Here is a 22,658-nt window from a genome sequence, read left to right on the forward strand (position 1 = left end):
CGGCGGATCGTCCTCAGCCGTCGTCACGGCGGTACAGCGCGGCGAGCCGGGCCGCGTCCGCCGCGCAACGCTCCCGCAGGCTCGCCGGAGACAGCACCTCCGCCTCGGGCCCCAGCGCGGTCAGCTGGCCGTGCGCCACCTCCTCCGACTCCACCGGCAGCGTCACCGTCACCCAGCCCTCGGCATCCGGGGCGCCCGCGCCCGCCAGCGCCTCCCGCGCGCCGAGCGGATCGACGGCGTGCGGCAACCGGCGCACGCCCTCGGGGGACAGCCTGACGACCACCTCGGCGCGCAGGATCGACCGGGCGAACCGCTCGGCCTGTTCCGCCCAGAAACCGGGCAGGTCGAACCCCGGGTCGCGGTCGAACCGCTCGTCGAGCGCGGCCACCGCGGCGAACCGGTCGATCCGGTACGTCCGGAAGGCACCGGCCCCGGCCACCCGCGCGCACAGGTACCAGACACCCGCCTTCAGCACGAGCCCGTACGGCTCCAGCCGCCGCTCGACGGTCCCGTCACCACGCCGGTAGCCGACGTCGGTCCGCCGGTCCTCCCACACCGCCTCGGCGATCACCGGCAGCCACGCGGGTGCCTCGGGCTCGCGGAACCAGGCCGGGGCGTCCAGGTGGAACCGCTGCGCGGCGCTGTCCGGCGCGTCCCGCAGCGAGGGGAGCAGCGCCGCCGACACCTTCAGCCGGGCCGCCGAGGCCGCGTCCTCAAGCCCCATCTCGCGCAGCGCCCCCGGCACCCCGCTCAGGAACAGCGCCTCCGCCTCGCTCCGGGCCAGCCCGGTCAGCCGCGTCCGGTACCCGCCGACCAGCCGGTACCCGCCGGCCCGGCCCCGGTCGGCGTACACCGGCACCCCCGCCTCCGACAGCGCCTGCGCGTCCCGTGTCACGGTCCGCTCCGACACCTCCAGCTCGCGCGCCAGCTCGGCGGCGGTCATGGCGGGCCGGGACTGCAGGAGGAGGACCATCTTGATCAGACGTGCGGCGCGCATGCCCACATCATGCAGGAGGCCCCCGCCGGAGCGGGGGCCTCCGCAGAGGATGCGCGGTCCTTTACAGCCCGTACTTCTCCCGGGCCTCCTTGACCGCCGTGGCCTTCACCTCGCCGCGCCGGGCGAGCTGGGCCAGGGACGCGACGACGATCGACTGGGCGTCGACGCCGAAGTGGCGGCGGGCGGCCTCACGGGTGTCCGACAGACCGAAGCCGTCGGCGCCCAGCGAGGACCAGTCCTGCTCGACCCACTGCGCGATCTGGTCCGGGACCTGGCGCATGTAGTCGGAGACCGCCAGCACCGGACCCTCGGCGCCCTGGAGCGCCTGGCGGACGTACGGCACCCGCTCCTCGCCCCGCAGCAGCGCCGCGTCGGCCTCCATGGCGTCCCGGCGCAGCTCCGACCAGGAGGTCGCCGACCACACGTCCGCGGCCACGCCCCACTCCTCGGCCAGCAGCTTCTGCGCCTGGAGGGCCCAGTGGATCGCCGTGCCCGAGCCCAGCAGCTGGATGCGCGGGGCGTTGGCGGGCACCGACACGCCCGCGGACTCGGCCGTGTTGAAGCGGTACAGACCCTTGACGATGCCCTCGTCGATGCCGAGGCCCTGCGGCTTGGCCGGCTGCGGCAGCGGCTCGTTGTAGACCGTCAGGTAGTAGAAGACGTCCTGGTCCTCGCCCGGCTTGGCCTCGCCGTACATCCGGCGCAGACCCTCACGGACGATCACCGCGATCTCGTAGGCGAACGCGGGGTCGTACGTCAGCGCGGCCGGGTTGGTCGCGGCGATGACCGGGGAGTGACCGTCGGCGTGCTGGAGACCCTCACCGGTGAGGGTGGTGCGGCCGGCCGTCGCGCCGACGAGGAAGCCGCGGCCGAGCTGGTCGCCGAGCTGCCACATCTGGTCGGCGGTGCGCTGCCAGCCGAACATCGAGTAGAAGATGTAGAACGGGATCATCGCCTCGCCGTGCGTCGCGTACGCGGTGGACGCGGCGATGAAGTCGGCCATCGAACCGGCCTCGGTGATCCCCTCGTTGAGGATCTGGCCGTTCCTGGCCTCCTTGTAGTACATCAGCTGGTCGCGGTCGACCGGCTCGTACGTCTGGCCCTTGGGGGAGTAGATGCCCAGGGACGGGAACAGGCTCTCCATGCCGAAGGTGCGCGCCTCGTCGGGGACGATCGGCACCCAGCGCTTGCCCGTCTCCTTGTCGCGGACCAGGTCCTTGACCAGCCGGACGAAGGCCATGGTGGTGGCCACGTTCTGGGAGCCGGAGCCCTTGTCGAAGGAGGCGAACGCCTTCTCGGCGGGGGCCGGCAGCGGGGCCAGCGCGTGCGTGCGGCGGGCCGGGGCCGGGCCGCCGAGGGCCGCGCGGCGCTCCTGGAGGTAGCGGACCTCGGGGGAGTCGGCGCCCGGGTGGCCGTAGGGCACCACGCCGTCGGTGAAGTCGCTGTCCTTGATCGGCAGGCCGAGCAGGTCGCGCATCGCCTTGAACTCGTCCACCGACAGCTTCTTCATCTGGTGGTTCGCGTTCTTCGACGCGAAGCCCTCGCCGAGGGTGTGGCCCTTGACCGTCTGGGCCAGGATCACGGTCGGCGCGCCCTTGTGCTCGACGGCGGCCTTGTACGCGGCGTAGACCTTGCGCGGCTCGTGACCGCCGCGGGAGAAGTGGAAGCAGTCGAGGATCTTGTCGTCGCTCAGCAGCTTCGCCATCTCGGCGAGTGCCGGGTCCTTGCCGAAGAAGTCCTCGCGGATGTAGGCGGCGCCGCGGGTCTGGTACGTCTGGACCTGCGCGTCCGGTACCTCGCGCAGCCGGCGTACCAGCGCGCCCGTGGTGTCGAGCTGGAACAGCTCGTCCCAGGCCGAGCCCCACAGCGTCTTGATGACGTTCCAGCCGGCGCCGCGGAACTGGGCCTCCAGCTCCTGCACGATCTTGAAGTTGGCGCGGACCGGGCCGTCCAGGCGCTGCAGGTTGCAGTTGATGACGAAGGTGAGGTTGTCCAGCTCCTCACGCGCGGCCAGCGCGAGGGCCGCCGTCGACTCCGGCTCGTCCATCTCGCCGTCGCCGAGGAAGGCCCAGACGTGGGACGCGGAGACGTCCTTGATGCCGCGGTTGGTGAGGTAGCGGTTGAAGCGCGCCTGGTAGATGGCGGAGAGCGGGCCGAGGCCCATCGACACCGTCGGGAACTCCCACAGCCAGGGCAGACGGCGCGGGTGCGGGTACGACGGCAGGCCGTTGCCGCCCGCCTCCTGGCGGAAGTTGTCCAGGTGCTGCTCGCTGAGCCGGCCGTCGAGGAAGGCGCGGGCGTAGATGCCGGGGGAGGCGTGGCCCTGGATGTAGAGCTGGTCGCCGGAGCCGTCACCCTCCTTGCCCTTGAAGAAGTGGTTGAAGCCGGTCTCGTACAGCCAGGCCGCGGAGGCGAAGGTGGCGATGTGGCCGCCGACACCGTACTTCGCGCCGCGGGTCACCATGGCGGCCGCGTTCCAGCGGTTCCAGGCGGTGATCCGGGCCTCCATCTCCGGGTCGCCGGGCAGCGCCGGCTCCGCGGAGGTGGGGATGGTGTTGACGTAGTCCGTTTCGAGGAGCTTCGGCAGCGCGATGCCGCCCGCCTCGGCGCGCTCCAGCGTGCGGCGCATCAGGTACGCGGCGCGGTGCGGCCCGGCCTCCCTGGCGACGGCGTCGAGGGAGGCCTGCCACTCGGCGGTCTCCTCCGGGTCGCGGTCCGGGAGCTGGTCGAGCGCGCTCGGCTGGATGGCGTTGGGGTCGGTCATGTCGCCGCCTTCCTCAGTCGAAGGGGTTCCCTCATCGGTAAGGGTTCGGGGGTGCCCTTGGTCTTTGGCAGGACAGGGCAGGCGGACCTCGATGGCGGCGTCGTTGTGCGACTCCGTCGCGCGTCCGTCGGTGACTGTAACTCCCTGATCGATGATCGATCAAAGGGTTGAGGGTCAAAACCTCTTGATTTGGAGAAAGTCGGCACGCGGTGCCTTTGCGAATGGCACCCGGTGACGTTGAAATGCCTGGTTTTCGCAGGTGAGCGCGGGGTTGCTCGACTGGGTCAGGCGCGCGGGGCGCACCCCAGCACATGGGCCTTCACCAGCTCGGCGATCCGGGGGTCCCGGCGCTTGAACGCCTGCACCAGCTCCTCGTGCTCCTCCGCGTACGACTGCTGCACGGTGCCCAGCCAGCGGATGGACAGCGCCGTGAACACCTCGATGCCCAGGCCCTCCCAGGTGTGCAGCAGCACCGAGTTGCGGGCCGCCCGGACCAGCTCCCGGTGGAAGCCGACCGTGTGCCGCACCTGCGCCGTGCCGTCCGCCTCCCGGTCGGCCTCGTACAGCGCCAGGACGTGCGGCTCCAGCGCCGAGCAGTCCTGCGCGAGGCGGTCGGCCGCCAGCTCCGCCGCGATGGCCTCCAGACCGGCCCGGACCGGGTAGCTCTCCTCCAGGTCCGCCGCCGTCAGGTTCCGTACCCGGACGCCCTTGTTGGGGGCCGACTCGATCAGGCGCAGGGACTCCAGCTCGCGCAGGGCCTCGCGGACCGGGGTCTGGCTGACCTCCAGCTCGGTGGCGATCCGGCGCTCCACGATGCGCTCGCCCGGCTGCCAGCGCCCGCTGACGATCCCCTCCACGATGTGCTCGCGGATCTGCTCGCGCAGCGAGTGGACGACGGGCGCGGTCATGAGGGCTCCTTAGGGAGGGCTGACGTTTAGACAATACGGCCGGTTCGCTCCGCGGGTAGGGCGCGCCGGGGTGCTTTGGTGCAGGTGAGACGAGGCTTACACGCTCCGTATGCCGACAAACACGAACACCCCGCCCGGAGAAGCTCCGGACGGGGTGCCGCAGGGACAGGAGTTACAGGCCGAGCTCGACCTCGAACTCGCCGGCCTCCAGGATCGCCTTGACCGCCGTCAGGTAACGGGCCGCGTCGGCGCCGTCGACCAGGCGGTGGTCGTAGGAGAGGGTCAGGTAGGTCATGTCGCGGACGCCGATGACCGTGCCCTCCTCGGTCTCGATGACGGCCGGACGCTTGACCGTGGCACCGATGCCGAGGATCGCGACCTGGCCCGGCGGCACGATGATCGTGTCGAACAGGGCACCGCGCGAACCGGTGTTGGAGATGGTGAAGGTCGCGCCGGACAGCTCGTCCGGGGTGATCTTGCTGGCCCGGACCTTGCCCGCCAGCTCCGCCGTGGCCTTGGCGATGCCCGCGATGTTGAGGTCACCGGCGTTCTTGATGACCGGGGTCATCAGGCCCTTCTCGGAGTCCACCGCGATACCGATGTTCTCGGTGTCGAAGTAGGTGATGGTCCCCTCGGCCTCGTTGATCTTGGCGTTGATGACCGGGTGGGCCTTCAGCGCCTGCGCGGCGGCCTTGACGAAGAACGGCATCGGGGAGAGCTTGACGCCCTCGCGGGCCGCGAAGGAGTCCTTCGCCTTGGCGCGCAGCTTCATCAGACGGGTGACGTCGACCTCGACGACCGACGACAGCTGGGCCTGCTCGTGCAGCGCCTTGACCATGTTGTCGCCGATGACCTTGCGGATGCGAGGCATCTTGACGGTCTGGCCGCGCAGCGGGGAGACCTCCAGCGCCGGGGCCTTCCTGGCGGCGGCAGGGCCCGCGGCAGTCACGGCGGCAGCGGCCGGAGCCGGGGCAGCGGCGGCGGCCTTCGCGGCCTCGGCGGCGGCGATGACGTCCTGCTTGCGGATACGGCCGCCGACGCCGGTGCCCTTGACGGTGGCCAGGTCGACGCCGTTCTCGGCGGCGAGCTTGCGCACCAGCGGGGTGACGTACGCGCCCTCGTCCGTCGCCTGGGTGGCGGTCGGGGAGGTCGGCGCGGTGGCCGGGGTGACCGGAGCCGGGGCGGGAGCCGGTGCGGGGGCCGGGGCAGCGGCGGCGGGGGCCGGGGCGGCGGCCGGAGCCGGGGCGGGAGCCGGAGCCGGGGCCGGAGCGGCGGGGGCCGGGGCCGGGGCGGCGGGGGCAGGAGCCGGTGCGGGGGCAGGAGCCGGTGCGGGGGCAGCGGCAGCCGGGGCCGGGGCGGCGGGCGTCGGAGCGGCGGCCGGGGCGGCACCCGGGGCGCCGATGACGGCGAGCTTGGCACCGACCTCGGCGGTCTCGTCCTCGCCGACCACGATCTCCAGCAGCACGCCGGAGGCGGGCGCCGGGATCTCGGTGTCGACCTTGTCCGTGGAGACCTCAAGCAGCGGCTCGTCGGCCTCGACGCTGTCGCCGACCGACTTCAGCCAGCGGGTGACGGTGCCCTCGGTGACGGACTCACCGAGCGCGGGCAGGACCACGTCCGTGCCCTCGGCGCCACCGGCCGGGGCGGCCGGGGCGGCCTCGGCGGCGGGGGCCGGAGCCGGGGCCTCGGCGACCGGGGCCGGAGCCGGCTGGGAGGCCGGAGCCGGGGCGGGGGCCTCGGCGGCGGGGGCCTCGGCGGCGGCGGGGGCCGGGGCGGCGGCGGGCGCGCCCGTGCCGTCGTCGATCAGGGCCAGCTCGGCGCCGACCTCGACCGTCTCGTCCTCGGCGACCTTGATGGAGGCCAGCACGCCCGAGGCGGGGGCCGGGATCTCGGTGTCGACCTTGTCGGTCGAGACTTCGAGCAGCGGCTCGTCGGCCTCGACGCGTTCGCCCTCGGCCTTCAGCCAGCGGGTGACAGTGCCCTCGGTGACGCTCTCACCGAGCGCCGGAAGGGTTACGGAAACCGCCATGGTTTCGGTTGCTCCTAACGAATTGCGGAAGTCTGTGTCGTCGCGCCCGTTGACCGAAGGCTCAGTCGTGGGAGTGCAGCGGCTTGCCGGCCAGTGCCAGGTGGGCCTCGCCGAGCGCCTCGTTCTGCGTCGGGTGGGCGTGGATGAGCTGGGCGACCTCGGCCGGCAGCGCCTCCCAGTTGTAGATCAGCTGGGCCTCGCCGACCTGCTCGCCCATGCGGTCGCCGACCATGTGGACGCCGACGACGGCACCGTCCTTGACCTGGACGAGCTTGATCTCGCCCGCCGTCTTCAGGATCTTGCTCTTCCCGTTGCCCGCCAGGTTGTACTTCAGAGCGACGACCTTGTCCGCGCCGTAGATCTCCTTGGCCTTGGCCTCGGTGATACCGACGGAGGCGACCTCCGGGTGGCAGTACGTCACCCGGGGAACACCGTCGTAGTCGACCGGGACGACCTTCAGACCGGCCAGCCGCTCCGCCACCAGGATGCCCTCGGCGAAGCCGACGTGCGCGAGCTGGAGCGTCGGGACGAGGTCACCGACGGCGGAGATGGTCGGGACGTTGGTGCGCATGTACTCGTCGACGAGGACGTAGCCGCGGTCCATGGCGACCCCGGCCTCCTCGTAGCCCAGGCCCTGCGAGACCGGGCCGCGGCCGACGGCCACCAGCAGGACCTCGGCCTCGAACTCCTTGCCGTCGGCCAGGGTGACCTTCACACCGTCCTGGGTGTACTCGGCCTTCTGGAAGAAGGTGCCCAGGTTGAACTTGATGCCACGCTTGCGGAACGCGCGCTCAAGAAGCTTCGAGCTGTTCTCGTCCTCGACCGGGACCAGGTGCTTCAGGCCCTCGATGATCGTGACGTCGGAACCGAAGGACTTCCACGCCGAGGCGAACTCGACTCCGATGACACCGCCGCCCAGGATGATCGCGGACTTCGGAACGCGGTCCAGGACGAGGGCGTGGTCGGAGGAGATGACGCGGTTGCCGTCGATCTCCAGGCCCGGCAGCGACTTCGGCACGGAGCCGGTCGCCAGCAGGACGTGACGGCCCTGGACGCGCTGGCCGTTGACATCGACGGAGGTCGGGGAGGACAGGTAGCCCTCACCCTCGATGTAGGTCACCTTGCGGGAGGCGATGAGCCCCTGCAGACCCTTGTACAGACCGGAGACGACGTCGTCCTTGTACTTGTGGACGGCCGGGACGTCGATGCCCTCGAAGGTGGCCTTCACACCGAACTGCTCGCTCTCGCGGGCCTGGTCGGCGATCTCGCCCGCGTGCAGCAGGGCCTTGGTGGGGATGCAACCCCGGTGCAGGCAGGTGCCGCCGACCTTGTCCTTCTCGATCAGGGCGACGTCCAGGCCCAGCTGCGCCCCGCGCAGGGCCGCGGCGTAACCACCGCTACCACCGCCGAGGATCACTAGGTCGAAAACGGTGCTGGCGTCGTTCGCCACGTCACGTCCTCCATGCATGTGCGCCGTACGCCGGGCACCCTTGCCCCTTCGGGAGGTGACCGGCCGGTCGGCTGGTGTCCGGCCGCTTGATGCTTCGGCCCTTCGGTGGGGGCCCTGTCCTGCCGGGCTCCATCTTTGCACTTGTCGGAGGCGATCGAGACGCGGGGCCGGTGTGTGAGACGTCCCACGTTCCCTGGAAAACGAAGGCGCGCCGGGGCAGGGGCGCGGGGAACTGCGCGAACAGCCCCCACGCTCCTGCGGACGACGTACTACCGACCGGACCGAGTCGTCAGGCGGCTCAGCCCAGGTCACCCGCGGCGGTGAGCTCCGCGAGACGGACCAGCGTACGCACCGCCGTCCCCGTGCCGCCCTTCGGCGTGTACCCGAAGGGACCGCCCTCGTTGAACGCCGGCCCGGCGATGTCGAGGTGCGCCCACGTGATCCCCTCGCCGACGAACTCGCGCAGGAAGAGCCCGGCGACGAGGCCGCCGCCCATCCGCTCGCCCATGTTCGCGATGTCGGCCACGGACGACTCCATGCCCTTGCGCAGGTGCTCCGGCAGCGGCATCGGCCAGGCCGGCTCGCCGACCTCCTCCGCCGCCTCGTGCACCGCGGAGCGGAACGCGTCGTCGTTGGCCATCACACCGAACGTCCGGCTGCCCAGCGCCAGCATCATCGCGCCGGTCAGCGTGGCCACGTCCACGATCGCGTCCGGGTTCTCCTGCGAGGCCGCCCACAGCGCGTCGCCGAGCACCAGCCGGCCCTCGGCGTCGGTGTTGAGCACCTCGACCGTCTTGCCGCTGTACATGCGCAGCACGTCACCCGGGCGCACGGCGGAGCCCGACGGCATGTTCTCGGCCAGCGCCAGCCAGCCGGTGACGTTGACCTCCAGGCCGAGGCGCGCGGCGGCGACGACCGCGGCGAACACGGCGGCGGCACCGCTCATGTCGCACTTCATCGTCTCGTTGTGCCCGGCCGGCTTCAGCGAGATGCCGCCCGAGTCGTAGGTGATGCCCTTGCCGACGAAGGCCAGGTGCTTGACCGCCTTCGGGTGCGTGTACGACAGCTTCACCAGGCGGGGGGTGGCCGCGGAGCCGCCGCCGACGCCGAGGATGCCGCCGTAACCGCCCTTGACCAGGGCCTTCTCGTCGAGCACCTGCACCTTGATGCCGTGCTCCTTGGCCGCCGCCTGCGCGATGCCCGCGAAGGCGGCGGGGGTGAGGTCGTTCGGCGGGGTGTTGATCAGGTCGCGGGCGCGGTTCAGTTCCTCGCAGACCGCGACCGCGCGGGCGACCGCGCCCTTGTGGGCGGCGTCGCGCGGCTTGCCGCCGAGCAGCGCGGCCTCGGCCAACTGCGCCTTGCCGTTCCTGGCCTTGCCGTTGCCGCCGTTCTGGCCGTTGTCCTTGTAGGCGTCGAAGGAGTAGGCGCCGAGCAGGACGCCCTCGCCGATCGCGCCGATCGCGCCGGGGCTGTCGACGGGCAGCGCGAACGCGGCCTTCTTCGACCCGGTGAGCGCGCGGGCGGCCACGCCGGCGGCCTTGCGCAGCGCCTCGGGGTCGTAGCCGGGGCCGCCGTCCTCGCCGTCCTTGTCGGCGGGCTGAGCGCCGAGGCCCACCGCCACCACGAGCGGGGCCTTGAAGCCGGCCGGCGCGGGCAGCTTCGTCAGCTCGCCCTCGGCACCCGAGGCGCCGAGGGTCTCCAGGACGCCGGCCAGCTTGCCGTCGTACGCCTTGTCCACGGCCTCGGCGCCCGGCGCGACGACGGGCCCCTGGGCGCCCTTGGCGACACCGATCACGATCGCGTCGGCCCGCAGGCCGGGCGCCGCGGCGGTGCTGAGAGTCAGAGCAGTCACGGTGGTGAAATCTCGCTTCCGATGTGAAGTTCGCTGTGGCCGATGTGGGGTGGGTCGACCGGGCCCGGAAGCCGACCCTAGGCCCAGGGCCGGGCGCTGGTGGCAACCGGGGCCTTCACCCTGTCGGCGAACACCCGTGATGAGACTACGCCCGTTGCCGACGCGCCCCGAAGGGGCGCGGGGCCGTGCGCGGTGCGCGGCTTCACCGCGGGCACGGCCGGCCACGACGCGCCCACGGCCGGCGAAGGGGTACGACCCCGCGCCGCCACGTCGCTAACGACCGAGGGCCAGCACCACCAGTGCCGTGACCGCGGCCGTCTCCGCGACGGCGCCGAACACATCGCCGGTGACCCCGCCGAACCTGCGGACGCACCGGCGCAGCAGCAGGTCGGCGACGGCGACGGCGGCGGCCACCGCGAGGGCGGTGCGCACGCCGTCGTACCCGCCGAGGCCCGCGCCCGCCGCACCGGCCGCCGCCACGACGGCGCAGGCCACGGCCAGTGCCGTACCCTTCGGGACCACCCCGGCCACCGCCGCCCCCAGCCCCTCCGGGCGGGCCGCCGGCACCCCGGCGCGGGCGGCCAGGGTGAGCGCCAGCCGGGCCGCGACCGCCGACACCACTGCCGCCACGGCGCCCCGGGCCCAGGAGTCGCCGTAGAGCTGCGCCAGTACGGCGACCTGGGCGAGCAGCACCAGGACGAGGGTGAGCACCCCGAACGGTCCGATGTCCGACTGCTTCATGATCCGCAGCGCGTCCTCGGCGGGCTTGCCGCTGCCCAGCCCGTCGGCGGTGTCGGCGAGCCCGTCGAGGTGCAGCCCGCGGGTCAGTGCGGCCGGTACGGCGGCCGAGGCGACGGCGGCGAGCAGCGGGCCGGCGCCGAGGAGGAGCAGCAGCAGGCCGAGCCCGGCCGCGCACCCGCCGACGACCAGCCCGGCCACCGGTGCGCACACCATGCCCCCGCGCGCGGCCCCCCGGTCCCAGCGGTGCACCCGGACGGGCAGCACGGTGAGCGTGCCGAAGGCGAACCGGAGTCCGTCCCGCAGGGAGACGGGGGGCGGGGAGGAGGGGGAGGAAGGCGAGGACGTGAACACCGGCGCAGGTTATCCCGCCCGGTATCCGGAACTTTCGGGCTCCACCCCGCCGTCGGCCCCTGGCTCACGCGCGTCCCTTGCCCGACGACTGGAGGGATAAAGTGCGCACATGGGGCACTGGTGGGTGCGGAACATCGTCGAGCCGGGCAAGCTTCCGCTGCTGCTGGCGCTCACCGCCTTCGTGCTGACGTTCGTCGTGACCCGGGTCATCACCCGGCTGATCCGGGCGGGCAGGGGCCCGTTCGCCGATGTCAGGGCGGGCGGTCTGCACATCCACCACGTCGTCCCCGGGGTCGTCCTCACCGTCGTCGGCGGCTTCGGCGCGGTGGCCAGCGACCGCCACGGCGCCGGCGGGATCGTCTCGGCGGTTCTGTTCGGCATGGGCGCGGGCCTGGTCCTGGACGAGTTCGCGCTGATCCTGCACCTGGACGACGTCTACTGGACCGAGGAGGGCCGCAAGAGCGTCGAGGTCGTCGTGCTCACCGCCGCCCTGGTCGGTCTGCTGCTCGCCGGCTTCGTCCCGTTCGGTGTCAACGACCTCTCCCGGCAGGAGCTGGCCGACCGCGGCACGGTCGTCTCCAACATCGTCGCGAACTTCCTCTTCTCCCTCGTCGCCCTGCACAAGGGCAAGGCCCGCACCGCGCTCTTCGGGGTGATCGTGCCGCTCGTCGCGCTCGTCGGCGCGGTCCGGCTCGCCCGCCCCGGCTCCCCGTGGGCCCGCCGCTTCTACGGCCGCCGCCCGCGCGCCCGTGCCAGGGCCGCCCTGCGCGCCTACCGGCACGACCGCCGCTGGGCGCGGCCGAGCCGCGCCGTTCAGGACTGGATCGGCGGCAAGCCCGATCCACGCCCGGCACGCCTGCCCGGCCACCGCTGACCGCGGGCGCGACCGGCCCGGGGCGTGCCGCGGTGCCGCGCCGCCGCCAGCAGACACAGCAGCCCCACCGCCATCAGCGCGGCCAGGTGCTCCTTGCCCGCCAGGTTCTCCTTGAGCAGCACCTCGACGACCATCGCCAGCGTCACCGCGCCCGCCGTCACGTAGGCGCCGTACCGCCAGCTCACGAACACCGCGAGCCCTACGACGGCCGCAGAGGGCCCGGTGTCCACCACCTGCCCGTCGGTCCAGGGCAGGCCGAAGGGGGCGTGCGCGCCCAGGGTGATGCCGAGGCGCGCGTACAGGGTTCCGGCGAGCGTGGCGACGTAGGCGATGGTCAGCGTCCGCCACCAGCCCAGGCACAGTTCGGCGATCCCGAACACCAGCAGGATCTGCGCCAGCGCCCCCCACACCGGCAGGTCCAGCGCGGGCACGAACAGCGACAGGGGGGTGCGCAGCAGGGCGAGCCACAGCGGGTCGTCGGCCCGGACGGCACCCAGGTCCTGCACCAGCCCGTACCCCCATGGCTGGTTCTGCACATACTGCAGGAACGCCGTCAGGCCCACCGCCGCGGCCGTCAACGGGGCCGCCGCCGGGCCTCGTCGCCGCAGGGGCCCGCGCACGGCGGCGTACAGCGGCCCCCACTCGGCCCGGGCCCAGCCGGCCGGCGTCCTCAACGGACGCCCCTCCTCGAACGTTCCCCCGTCGAGCGTCGTGGCCATCGAGCGTTCCCCCGTCGTGCGTGTGTCATCGATGCGTGTCCAGGTGCCTGCGATGCAGCCACTTGGGCAGTCCCGGCGCCTCCAGGAACCCCTCCGCGCGGGCCGAGGCGAGGCCGATGCGCGGCAGGTCCGCGCTCTTCTCGAAGAGCAGGAACCGCGGCTCCCAGATGGGCCGGTACTTGGCGTTGGCGCGGTACAGCGACTCGATCTGCCACCAGCGCGAGAAGAAGCTGAGCAGCGACCGCCACAGCCTCAGCACCGGTCCGGCACCGAGGCGCGCGCCACGTTCGAAGACCGATCTGAACATCGCGAAGTTGAGTGAGACCTGCGTGATCCCGATCTCGTCGGCCCGCCGCAGCAGCTCGATGACCATGAACTCCATCAGCCCGTTGTCGGAGTCCCGGTCCCGCCGCATCAGGTCCAGGGACAGCCCGTGCGGCCCCCACGGCACGAAGGACAGCAGCGCCCGCAGCCGGCCCTCGGCGTCCGTGCACTCCAGCATCACGCACCGGCCGTCCCCAGGGTCCCCGAGCCGGCCGAGCGCCATGCTGAAGCCGCGCTCGGTGGCGCCGTCCCGCCAGTCGTCGGCGCGCTCCACGAGATGCGCCATCTCGTGGGCCGGGATGTCCTCGTGCCGGCGGATGCGCACCCGGTACCCGGCCCGCTTCACGCGGTTGTACGCCTGCCGGACGGTGCGCATCGCCCGGCCCTCCAGGGTGAACTCGGCGACCTCCACGACCGCCTCGTCGCCGAGCTCCAGCGCGTCCAGACCGTGCCGGGAGTAGACCGTCCCGGCCTCCTCGCCCGCGCCCATGACCGCCGGGATCCAGCCGTGCGCCCGCGCCTGGGCGAGCCATGGGGCGATCGCCCCCGGCCAGGCCTCCGGATCCCCGATCGGGTCCCCGGACGCGAGACTCACCCCGCCGACCACCCGGTAGGCGACGGCCGCCTTCCCGGTCGGCGACCACACCACGCTCTTCTCCCGGCGCAGCGCGAAGTAGCCGAGCGAGTCGCGGTCGCCGTGCCGCTCCAGCAGCTCGCGCAGCCGCTTCTCGTCGCCCTCGGTGAGCGGGTCGACGGCCCGCCGGGACCGGAAGGCGGCGTAGAACACGGCGAGGACCAGGGCCGTACTGAGCACGTTGATCGCCACGTTGGCCCAGTTGGGCGGGTCGATCCCGGGGAAGCGGGACTCCTCGGCCGCCACCGACACCAGGCGCAGGGTGCCGTAGTGCCAGCGCTCCGGGAACGTGGACCGGGCCGCGTCCGGCGCCTGGTTGGTGACCGTCACCAGCAGTCCGGCCAGCAGGCTCGCCAGCAGCCCGCCGCCGACGGCCACCGTGGCCGCGAGGCGGGGATTGGACCGGTCGCCCTTGGCGTAGAACTCCCGGCGGCCGACGAGCAGCGCGCCGACGAAGGTGGCGGTCAGGGCGAGGGAGACCCAGTTCTGCGGGTACCGCCGGATCTCCGGGAACGCCATGGCGAACGCGAACAGGGCCAGGAAGAGCCCGCTCATCACCAGGTTGAGGATCCACGCGGCCCGCTTGCGGCGCCGCGTGGTGATCGCGAGGAAGGCGGTGAACAGACCGGCGGCGAAGCCGGCCGTCAGCAGGTACGGCGTGAAGAAGTCGTCCTGGTTGTGCCGGCGCACGTCCTGGCCGAGCGAGACCCACACCGCGCTCAGGAAGTTGAGGAAGGCGACGGTCCGCAGATACCAGACGGCGAACGCGGCGGCCCGCCGGGAAGCCCCGGTGGACCGCCGCGCCCGCCCACCCGTCCGCGCCGCCTCGGCTCGCTGCTCATCGGCAATCCGGACATCTCCCATGTCCAGGATCATATGGGCGCGGCTCCGGCGAACCGCACTTTTCATCCCGTCGGCGGCATCGGCCTCACATGTCCCTCTCCTTCACCGGTTCCTTCTCCTCCACCGGGTCCTCCTCGGCCTCCGGCCGCTCGGGAAGCTCAGCCGCCAGGGCGGCGGCGCTCCGCACCAGCGGCAGCGCCAGCAGCGCGCCGACGCCCTCGCCGACCCTCACCCCCTGCTCCAGCAGCGGCTCCAGGGCCATCCGGTCCAGCGCCTTGGCCTGACCCGGCTCCCCGCTGTCGTGCCCGGCCAGCCACCAGTCCGGTGCCCGGAACGCGACCCGCTGCGCGACCAGGGCGCACGCGGCGGCCACGACCCCGTCGAGGATCACCGGCAGCTTCCGGACCGCGCACTGCAACAGGAACCCGGTCATCGCCGCCAGGTCCGCCCCGCCCACGGCCGCCAGCAGCTGCACCTGGTCCCCGAGCACCGGCCGGGCCCGCCGCAGCGCGTCCCGGACCGCCGCGCACTTGCGCATCCACGCCAGGTCGTCGATCGCCTCGCCGCCCCGCCCGGTCACCACGGACGCGTCGGTCCCGCACAGCGCCGCGACCAGCACCGCCGCCGCCGTGGTCCCGCCCACGCTGACGTCGCCGAGCACCACCAGATCGGTCCCCGAGTCGGCCTCCTCGTCGGCCACCGCGACACCCGCCCGCAGCGCGGCCTCGGCCTCCTCCAGGGTGAGCGCGTCCTCGACGTCGATACGGCCGCTGCCCCGCCGCACCCGGTGCCGCACCACGTCCTTGGGCAGGGCGTCCGGGTCGCAGTCCAGGGCCATGTCCACGACCCGTACGGGCACCTCCAGCCGGCGCGCCAGCACGGCCACCGGGCTCGCGCCCTCCAGTACCGCCCGCACCAGCCGCTCCGCACCCCCCGCGGGCCGCGCCGACACGCCCAGCTCCGCGACGCCGTGGTCGCCGGCGAACAGAACCACCCGGGGCCGCTCGACCGGCCGCACCGGCACGGTGCCGCGCGCGGCGGCCAGCCACTCGCCCAGCTCGTCCAGGCGGCCCAGCGCTCCCGGCGGCACGATCTGGCGCTCCCGCCGGGCCTCGGCGTCACGGCGTACGCCCCCGTCCGGGCGCTCGATCAGATCGGTGAAGTCGTCCAGATTAAGGCTGCTCATTCGCCGAACAGTACCGCCAGCGAGCGAACGCGCCCGCGCCACATCGCCACCACACCCCCACGACGTCTTTGCACCTCAGAGCGTGATCCCATACGTTCCGGTTTGCCGCGGAATGTCGCACAGGGAGCACGCCCATGCCGACCTCGCCCCTCACCCCGCAGATCACCACCCCCCACGACCCCTTCCAGGAGCCCCGCCGCGAGGACTGCCCCTGGTGCGGCTCCCCCCGCCTGCGCACCCGGCTGCGCGCGCCCGACCCGCTGCGGCACCGGTCGGGCAGGTTCGTCCTCGACGCGTGCCGGGACTGCGGCCACGCCTTCCAGAACCCCCGGCTCAGCGCGGAGGGGCTCGCCTTCTTCCACCGCGACTTCTACGAAAGACACCTGGAGCAGTTCGCCGCGCAGGTCCTCCCCGCCCGGGCCGTGCGCCGCCGGCACCGCGCCATCGCCTGGCGGCTGTCCGCGCTGCGGGAACCGGAGAGCTGGCTGGACGTCGGCACCGGCCACGCCCGGTTCCCCGAGGCGGCGAAGGAGTTCTTCCCCTACACCAGCTTCGACGGGCTGGACCCGACGGCCCGGGTGGAGCAGGCGCTGCTGGAGGGGCGCGTGGAGGAGGCGCACCGCGGTTACCTCACGACCCCCGGCATGGCGGCCCGGCTGCGCGCCCGCTACGACGTCGTCACCATGTTCCACCATCTGCAGCACGCGCCCGACCCGCGAGCCGAACTGCGCGCCGCGCTGACCGTGCTGCGGCGCGGCGGCCACCTGGTCGTCGAGGTCCCGGATCCGCGCTGCCTGTTCGCCGCTCTGCTGGGCAGGTGGTGGCTGCCGTACGGCCAGCCGCGCCACCTGCACCTGGTGCCGCTCGCCAACCTGCACGCGGAACTGCGGTCCCTGGGCTGCACGGTCCTGGTCACGGACCGCACCACCCCGCACGTGCCGTACGACCTCTCGGCTGCCGTCGCCCTCGCCGTGGCCCAGGCCCACCCGGTCGTCCAACTCGCGGCGATCCCCGTCCAGGCCCTGGCCTCGGCCCTGGACCACGGGTGCGCGCCGCTGTTCCGCCGCACGCGCTTCTCGAACGCGTACCGGGTGGTGGCGCGCAAGGACGGGGGGTGACGGGGCATCGTCACCGGCTGCGAGCCCGTCGCGGCCGCTCGCGCGCGGCGGAGCCGCATCCGCACACAGCCCCGCGTGCCCGCGGGGCGCTCGTGGCCTGCGGGCAGTCGTGCCGCCGGGGCGGCACGGGTGGGCGCGGCGGCACCCGTCGACGCCGGTGAGCGGACCACGCCCGGCCGGCACCGGTACAGGGCACCCCCGTCAGCCGCGGAGCACCAGCGCCTGGCCCGCCACCACCAGCAGGACCTGTTCGCACTCGTTCGCGAACGCCGCGTTCAGACGGCCCAGTTCGTCCCGGTAGCGGCGGCCGGAAGCCGTCGCGGGGACGATGCCGGAGCCGACCTCGTTGGACACCGCCACCACGGTCCGCCGCGTGCCCCGCACCGCGGCCGTCAGCTCCCGCACCCGCTCCCGCAACGCCTTCTCACCCCCGCCCGCCCACTCCGCGTCGTCCCACGCCCCCACGGAGTCCATCACGTCCGTCAGCCACAGCGACAGACAGTCGATCAGCACCGGCGGCCCGTCCTGCGCGAGCACCGGCACCAGGTCCGTCGTCTCCGCCGTACGCCACGACCCCGGCCGCCGCTCCCGGTGCACGGCCACCCGGGCCGCCCACTCGGTGTCCCCGCCCCGCGTGCCGCCCGTCGCCACGTACAGCACCTCCGGGAACGTCTCCAGCCGCCGCTCCGCCTCCACCGACTTGCCCGAGCGCGCCCCGCCCAGCACCAGCGTCCGCCGCGGCACGTCCGGCACCTCCTCGTACGCCCCCACCACCAGCGTCGTACCGTCCGGCACCGCCCGCGCCCCCGCCGCCGCCAGCCGGCGCCGCAACTCCGCGCCGGGCGGCACGTCGTGGTCCAGGTGGACGGCGAGCACATCCGTGGTGGGGCCGACCGAGCCGACCGCGCGGAGCCGGGCGAGCGCGTCGGGACGGCCCACGACGTCCGCGAGGAGCATGTCGTACGGCTCCGCCGTCGCCTCCTCCAGCCCCGCCGGCGCCCCGCCCGGCGGCAGGTACAGCAGCCGCTGCCCGTCCGGCCCGGTCACCGCGTACCCGGTGCCGCCCGCGTCCATCGCCACGGCCCGCACCCGATGCCCCGTCAGCAGCGCCAACTCCCGCCCGTCCGGCACCCGGCCGGGCTGCGGCAGCCCGGCCGGGACCTCCACCGCCGGGCCGTCGTGCGGATGCGACAGCAGCACCTGCCGTACCCCGCCCAGCGACTGCCCGGCGCGGGCCGCCGCGAACGCCGCGCCCGGCGTCAGGTCCAGCAGCAGCGTCCCGTCCACGAGCGCCGCGGTCGCGGCCCGCGCGTCCGGCCCGAGCGCGGTCGCGCACACGGCACAGGAACAGTCGGGGCGAGGCAGTCCCGCCGGGGCACCGGTACCGAGCAGAGTTACTTCCACGGACCGATTTTCGCCTGCCACCCGAGGTCTCGCGCGACCGGCCACCCGGATGATCCACCGCCTCTAACGGCCGACCCGGCGGAGCGCATACGCTGCGGGGGCAGGTGTTGGATCAAAGGAGGCCCAGATGACGGCATGGACGTGGCGGTTCGAGAAGGCCGACGGGACGGAGGTCCAGCCGGCGGTGCAGCCCGAGGAGTTCACCACGCAGGGGGATGCCGAGTCCTGGATCGGGGAGCACTGGAAGGCGCTGCTGGAGGGCGGGGCCGACCAGGTGCGGCTGTTCGAGGAGACGGCCGAGATCTACGGCCCGATGAGCCTGCACGCCGACGCGTGACCCGGCCGTGAACGGGGTGAGGAGGGGGCACCCTCCTCACTGCTCGCCCAGGGTCACCTCGACCTTGTTCTCGGCGCCGTCCCGCTGGTAGGTGACCGTGGTGCGCTGCCCCGGCTTGCCGTCCGCCAGCGCCTCGGCCAGCGAGGTGATGGTGGTGACGGGCCGGTCACCCACCGCGGTGATGATGTCGCCGGCCCGCAGGCCCGCCCGGTCGGCCGCGCCGCCGGCGCGGACGCTGACCACCGCGACCCCGCTCGGCTGGTAGCGGTCGTTCACGACCGTCCGCGCGGTGATGTCGAGGGCCGCCCGCCCCGACTCGACGACCTTCCCCTCCCGGACGATCTGGTCGGCGACCGTCCGCACCATCGACGACGGGATCGCGAACCCGATGCCGGGCGCCGCGCTGTTCCCGAAGGTCGGGTCGGCCGCCGCGAGCGTCGGGATGCCGATCACCCGCCCGTCCAGGTCGACCAGGGCGCCACCGCTGTTGCCGGGATTGATCGCCGCCGAGGTCTGCACCATGTTCGCGATCGTCGCGCCCGTACCGCCGCCCGAGTCACCCTCGCTGACGGTCCGTCCGGTCGCCGAGACGATGCCCTGGGTCACGCTGGACGACAGCCCGAGCGGCGACCCCATGGCCAGCACGATCGTGCCGACCTGCACCTTCTCGGAGTCCCCGAGCACCGCCGGCTTCAGCCCGTCCGGCACCTTGTCCAGCCGGACCACGGCGAGGTCCTGCTCGGGGTAGGAGTAGACCAGGCTCGCGGTGAGCGGTTCCTCGTTGTTGGCCGTGGTCACCTGGAAGGTCTTCTCCGACCCGACCACGTGCGCGTTGGTGACGATGTGTCCCTTGTCGTCGTACACCACCCCGGAACCCAGGTCCCGGCTCGCCTGGATCTGCACGACCGACGGCAGGACCTCCCGGATCACCTTCTGGTACTGGCTCTGCAGGTCGTTCGCGGCCATCGGCAGGGCCGCCCCGGTGGCCGCCGCGGTGTCCCGCCCGGCCTCGGCGGCGGGGGAGGTGCAGCCGGCGGCGAGCGCCGCGCAGCACACCAGCGCGGCGGCCAGGACGGCTCTTCGGGGGGCACGTGCGCGGGTACGGGAAGCGTCCATGTCCCGAGTCTCACCGCGCGGTGATCACCCGTCCCGCGCTGTTCCCCCGAACGTGCTCAGCCCCGTACCCCGCACAGGTGCAGCAGCGCCGCCACCCCGCGGTAGGGGTCCGTGCGCCCGGCCCGCTCCTCGACCGCGAGCAGAGTCTCCAGGTCGTCCGGGAGCGCCGCGCCGTCCGCCGCCGTGTCCGTGAAGACCCGGACGCCGTACCAGGCGTGCAGCGGGGCGGCGATGCCGTCGAGTGTGGCGGTGAGGGCCGCCAGCCGGTCGGCGCGGACGTCCAGGCCCAGGCGGTTGCGATACGCGGTGGTGTCGAAGGCGGCCAGGGCGGAGGACCAGTCCCCGGAGAGGCCCGGCCGCATGGCGAGCGCGTCGCCGTTGCGGACCAGGAGGGAGAGGAGGCCACCGGGCGCCAGTACCCGGGCCAGCCCCGCCACCAGCGGGTCCGGCTCCTCCACGTACATCAGCACGCCGTGGCACAGCACCACGTCGAAGCTGCCCGGCAGGAAGTGCACACCCGTGTCCCGACCGTCGCCCTGCACCAGCCGCACCCGCTCCCGGATGCCCTCCGGCTCCCGGGCCACGGCGTCCCGCGCGGCGGCGATCATCGTCGCGTCCTGCTCGACCCCGGTCACATGGTGGCCGAGCCGGGCCAGCCGCAGCGCCTGCGTGCCCTGGCCCATCCCCACGTCGAGCACCCGCAGCCGCTGCCCGACCGGGAACCGCCCGGCTATCTGCTCGTCGAGCTGCCGGGCCACCAGCTCCTGGCGTACGACGTCCCGCAGACCGCCCAGCCTGTCCAGCCAGGCATCGGCCGCGCCCCCGGTGAAAGCGTCAGCGCTCAGGGCCGCTCTCCGCGCTTGACCTGCGGCTTCGGCAGCCTGAGCCGGCGCATCTGCAGGGACCGCATCAGGGCGTAGGCGACCGCGCCGCGCGTGTTCTCGTCCGGGAAGCGCTCCTGGAGCCGCTTCTTCAGCCGGAAGCCGCTGACCGCCGCGTCCAGCACGATCAGCACGATCACGATCAGCCACAGCAGCAGCGCGATGCTCTGGATCGCGGGCACCCGCACCACGCTCAGCACCAGGATGACCACCGCGAGCGGCAGGAAGAACTCCGCCACGTTGAACCGCGAGTCCACCCAGTTCCGGGCGAACTTGCGGACCGGGCCCTTGTCCCGGGCCGGCAGATACCGCTCGTCGCCGCTGGCCAGCGCCTGGCGCTGCCGCTCCAGGGCCTGGCGCCGCTCCTCGCGCTGGCGCTTCGCGGCCTCCTTGCGGTTCGTCGGGGTACGGGCGACGCTGCGGCGCTGGGACTGGGCCTCACTGCGCTTGGGAGTGGGCCTGCCCTTCGGGGCCTGCGGGTCGCGGGGCTGCTTGGAGAGGGTCACCGGCGCCTTGTCGGCGGTCGGGGCCTTCTCTTCCTTGGCACGGCTACGGAACACAAAACCCAAGGGTAAGGGCTGCACCGGCATGGACCCCAGCCCGGTGGGGAACGATCCGGCAACACCGGACGTCTTCAGGGGGACAGAGGGGACACACAGAGGGCTTCCGGCGGCATCAGGGGGGATCACCTACTCCCTGCGCCGGAGCGGAACGGTCCGCAGTCGTCCTCGGGGATGAGCGCATCACCCCGCGAACAGTGCGGTAATGGAAGCAGGGCCCGTACTGTGGGTCCTGTCGCAGGATCTGTGAGCTGGAGTCCGTCAGAAGGGGGCGCGCGAAGCCCATGAGCGGTGTCATGAAGCGTATGGGGATGATCTTCCGCGCGAAGGCGAACAAGGCCCTTGACCGGGCCGAGGACCCGCGCGAGACCCTCGATTACTCGTACCAGAAGCAGCTGGAGCTGCTCCAGAAGGTCCGCCGTGGCGTCGCCGACGTGGCCACGTCCCGCAAGCGCCTGGAACTCCAGCTCAACCAGTTGCAGCAGCAGTCCTCCAAGCTGGAGGACCAGGGCCGCAAGGCGCTCGCGCTCGGCCGTGAGGACCTGGCCCGGGAGGCGCTGTCCCGCCGCGCCGCCCTCCAGCAGCAGGTCACGGACCTTGAGACCCAGCACGCGACCCTCCAGGGCGAGGAGGAGAAGCTCACCCTGGCGGCCCAGCGCCTCCAGGCCAAGGTGGACGCCTTCCGCACGAAGAAGGAGACCATCAAGGCCACGTACACCGCCGCCCAGGCCCAGACCCGTATCGGCGAGGCCTTCTCCGGCATCTCCGAGGAGATGGGCGACGTCGGCCTCGCCATCCAGCGCGCCGAGGACAAGACCGCCCAGCTCCAGGCCCGGGCCGGCGCCATCGACGAACTGCTCGCCTCCGGCGCCCTCGACGACCAGTCCGGCATGCACAAGGACGACATCCAGGCCGAGCTGGACCGGCTCTCCGGTGGTACGGATGTAGAGCTGGAACTGCAGCGCATGAAGGCCGAGCTGGCCGGGGGCTCCCCGCAGCAGGCCATCGAGGGCGGCACCGGTCAGGGGCAGTCCCAGCAGCAGCCGCAGGACACCCCGCGCTTCGACAAGCAGTAGCCCGGCGCCGGGGCCCGAGCCGAGGAGGCCGACGTGATCGTACGGATCATGGGGGAGGGCCAGGTGACGCTGGACGACTCCCACGTCGTCGAGCTGAACAAGCTGGACGACGAGCTGCTGGAGGAGATGGAGAGCGGCGACGAGGAGGGCTTCCGCCGCACGCTCGGCGCCCTCCTCGACTCCGTCCGCCGGCTCGGCACGCCGCTGCCGGACGACGCGCTCGAACCCTCCGAGCTGATCCTCCCGGCGCCGGACGCGACGCTGGAGGAGGTCCGGGAGATGCTGAGCGACGACGGGCTGATCCCTGGCTGAGCGTGGACGGTCCCCTGGGGGGCGGGGTGCCGCGGTGCCGGGGTGCTTGTGGGCCGGGGTGTCTTGCGGGCTCTGTGCTCGTGCGGCTCCGTGGTGGGCGCGCGGTCTGGCTCGGGGTGTCACGCGGTCTCGCGGCTGCGGGTCGTACGTGGCTGGTCGCGCAGTTCCCCGCGCCCCTTCGG

General features: G+C 73.2%; 19 protein-coding genes. 5 read left to right on the top strand and 14 right to left on the bottom strand.

All coding sequences use genetic code 11. The features are described from left to right. Positions 1 to 13 precede the first annotated feature (13 nt). The 7 genes from ACH4LD_RS04305 to ACH4LD_RS04335 all read right to left on the bottom strand — a co-directional run bounded on the left by ACH4LD_RS04305 (position 14) and on the right by ACH4LD_RS04335 (position 11,092). Positions 14 to 997 carry a helix-turn-helix transcriptional regulator gene (locus ACH4LD_RS04305; RefSeq protein WP_398053568.1) on the bottom strand — a complete coding sequence of 328 codons (984 nt, stop codon included), beginning with the start codon at positions 995 to 997 and terminating at the stop codon, positions 14 to 16. A 61-nt stretch (positions 998 to 1,058) separates the two neighbouring features. Then, positions 1,059 to 3,761: a pyruvate dehydrogenase (acetyl-transferring), homodimeric type gene (aceE, locus tag ACH4LD_RS04310; protein WP_398053569.1), complete on the bottom strand. Its 2,703-nt coding sequence runs from the start codon at positions 3,759 to 3,761 to the stop codon at positions 1,059 to 1,061. 284 nt (positions 3,762 to 4,045) lie between these two features. After that, positions 4,046 to 4,669, bottom strand: a complete 624-nt coding sequence (locus ACH4LD_RS04315) for a GntR family transcriptional regulator (protein ID WP_366758370.1) — start codon at positions 4,667 to 4,669, stop codon at positions 4,046 to 4,048. 172 nt (positions 4,670 to 4,841) lie between these two features. Next, on the bottom strand, positions 4,842 to 6,698 hold the full coding sequence (gene sucB / locus ACH4LD_RS04320) for a 2-oxoglutarate dehydrogenase, E2 component, dihydrolipoamide succinyltransferase (protein ID WP_398053570.1): 1,857 nt from the start codon (positions 6,696 to 6,698) through the stop codon (positions 4,842 to 4,844). A 61-nt stretch (positions 6,699 to 6,759) separates the two neighbouring features. Further along, positions 6,760 to 8,148 carry a dihydrolipoyl dehydrogenase gene (gene lpdA / locus ACH4LD_RS04325; RefSeq protein ID WP_398053571.1) on the bottom strand — a complete coding sequence of 463 codons (1,389 nt, stop codon included), beginning with the start codon at positions 8,146 to 8,148 and terminating at the stop codon, positions 6,760 to 6,762. Between the two features lie 298 nt (positions 8,149 to 8,446). Next, entirely contained in the window at positions 8,447 to 10,000 is a 1,554-nt protein-coding gene (locus tag ACH4LD_RS04330; RefSeq protein ID WP_398053572.1) for a leucyl aminopeptidase, read from the bottom strand. A gap of 273 nt (positions 10,001 to 10,273) precedes the next feature. Then, entirely contained in the window at positions 10,274 to 11,092 is an 819-nt protein-coding gene (locus ACH4LD_RS04335) for an adenosylcobinamide-GDP ribazoletransferase (RefSeq protein ID WP_398053573.1), read from the bottom strand. A gap of 109 nt (positions 11,093 to 11,201) precedes the next feature. Here ACH4LD_RS04335 and ACH4LD_RS04340 point away from each other — a divergent pair, with 109 nt between their 5' ends. Beyond that, positions 11,202 to 11,966 carry a hypothetical protein gene (locus ACH4LD_RS04340; RefSeq protein WP_398053574.1) on the top strand — a complete coding sequence of 255 codons (765 nt, stop codon included), beginning with the start codon at positions 11,202 to 11,204 and terminating at the stop codon, positions 11,964 to 11,966. Here ACH4LD_RS04340 and ACH4LD_RS04345 read toward each other — a convergent pair. From ACH4LD_RS04345 to cobT, 3 genes are all read right to left on the bottom strand, one after another. Beyond that, on the bottom strand, positions 11,906 to 12,685 hold the full coding sequence (locus ACH4LD_RS04345; RefSeq protein ID WP_398053575.1) for a hypothetical protein: 780 nt from the start codon (positions 12,683 to 12,685) through the stop codon (positions 11,906 to 11,908). The two genes, ACH4LD_RS04340 and ACH4LD_RS04345, sit on opposite strands and share 61 nt — an antisense overlap. Before the next feature lie 25 nt (positions 12,686 to 12,710). Then, positions 12,711 to 14,507 (bottom strand): phosphatidylglycerol lysyltransferase domain-containing protein, encoded by a 1,797-nt coding sequence (locus tag ACH4LD_RS04350; protein ID WP_398053576.1) that lies wholly within the window; start codon positions 14,505 to 14,507, stop codon positions 12,711 to 12,713. Between the two features lie 64 nt (positions 14,508 to 14,571). Further along, on the bottom strand, positions 14,572 to 15,672 hold the full coding sequence (cobT, locus tag ACH4LD_RS04355) for a nicotinate-nucleotide--dimethylbenzimidazole phosphoribosyltransferase (RefSeq protein ID WP_398053577.1): 1,101 nt from the start codon (positions 15,670 to 15,672) through the stop codon (positions 14,572 to 14,574). 134 nt (positions 15,673 to 15,806) lie between these two features. On the opposite strand from cobT, the gene ACH4LD_RS04360 reads away from it, so the two are divergent. Continuing rightward, positions 15,807 to 16,790, top strand: coding sequence for a class I SAM-dependent methyltransferase (locus ACH4LD_RS04360; RefSeq protein WP_398053578.1), 984 nt, complete (start codon positions 15,807 to 15,809; stop codon positions 16,788 to 16,790). A gap of 201 nt (positions 16,791 to 16,991) precedes the next feature. Here the strand turns inward: ACH4LD_RS04360 and ACH4LD_RS04365 are convergent, their stop codons facing one another. After that, positions 16,992 to 18,194, bottom strand: coding sequence for a bifunctional adenosylcobinamide kinase/adenosylcobinamide-phosphate guanylyltransferase (locus ACH4LD_RS04365; protein ID WP_398053579.1), 1,203 nt, complete (start codon positions 18,192 to 18,194; stop codon positions 16,992 to 16,994). A gap of 127 nt (positions 18,195 to 18,321) precedes the next feature. Between ACH4LD_RS04365 and ACH4LD_RS04370 the strand changes: the two genes are divergently transcribed. Next, on the top strand, positions 18,322 to 18,531 hold the full coding sequence (locus ACH4LD_RS04370) for a hypothetical protein (RefSeq protein WP_030658323.1): 210 nt from the start codon (positions 18,322 to 18,324) through the stop codon (positions 18,529 to 18,531). Positions 18,532 to 18,567: 36 nt separating this feature from the next. Here ACH4LD_RS04370 and ACH4LD_RS04375 read toward each other — a convergent pair whose 3' ends face one another. The 3 genes from ACH4LD_RS04375 to ACH4LD_RS04385 all read right to left on the bottom strand — a co-directional run bounded on the left by ACH4LD_RS04375 (position 18,568) and on the right by ACH4LD_RS04385 (position 21,118). Further along, the gene (locus ACH4LD_RS04375) at positions 18,568 to 19,647 is read right to left on the bottom strand and encodes a trypsin-like peptidase domain-containing protein (RefSeq protein WP_132783816.1); all 1,080 of its coding nucleotides are present in this window, start codon (positions 19,645 to 19,647) and stop codon (positions 18,568 to 18,570) included. Between the two features lie 56 nt (positions 19,648 to 19,703). Continuing rightward, positions 19,704 to 20,405: a methyltransferase domain-containing protein gene (locus ACH4LD_RS04380; RefSeq protein ID WP_132783817.1), complete on the bottom strand. Its 702-nt coding sequence runs from the start codon at positions 20,403 to 20,405 to the stop codon at positions 19,704 to 19,706. Positions 20,406 to 20,488: 83 nt separating this feature from the next. Beyond that, the gene (locus ACH4LD_RS04385) at positions 20,489 to 21,118 is read right to left on the bottom strand and encodes a DUF3043 domain-containing protein (protein WP_181140854.1); all 630 of its coding nucleotides are present in this window, start codon (positions 21,116 to 21,118) and stop codon (positions 20,489 to 20,491) included. Between the two features lie 266 nt (positions 21,119 to 21,384). On the opposite strand from ACH4LD_RS04385, the gene ACH4LD_RS04390 reads away from it, so the two are divergent. Next, positions 21,385 to 22,164, top strand: a complete 780-nt coding sequence (locus ACH4LD_RS04390) for a PspA/IM30 family protein (RefSeq protein ID WP_078611732.1) — start codon at positions 21,385 to 21,387, stop codon at positions 22,162 to 22,164. Between the two features lie 33 nt (positions 22,165 to 22,197). Beyond that, complete coding sequence (locus ACH4LD_RS04395) at positions 22,198 to 22,476, top strand: hypothetical protein (protein ID WP_103817944.1); 279 nt, start codon at positions 22,198 to 22,200, stop codon at positions 22,474 to 22,476. The last annotated feature ends 182 nt before the right edge of the window (positions 22,477 to 22,658 follow it).

The organism is Streptomyces sp. NPDC017676 (assembly GCF_044329325.1).
Taxonomy (GTDB): domain Bacteria; phylum Actinomycetota; class Actinomycetes; order Streptomycetales; family Streptomycetaceae; genus Streptomyces.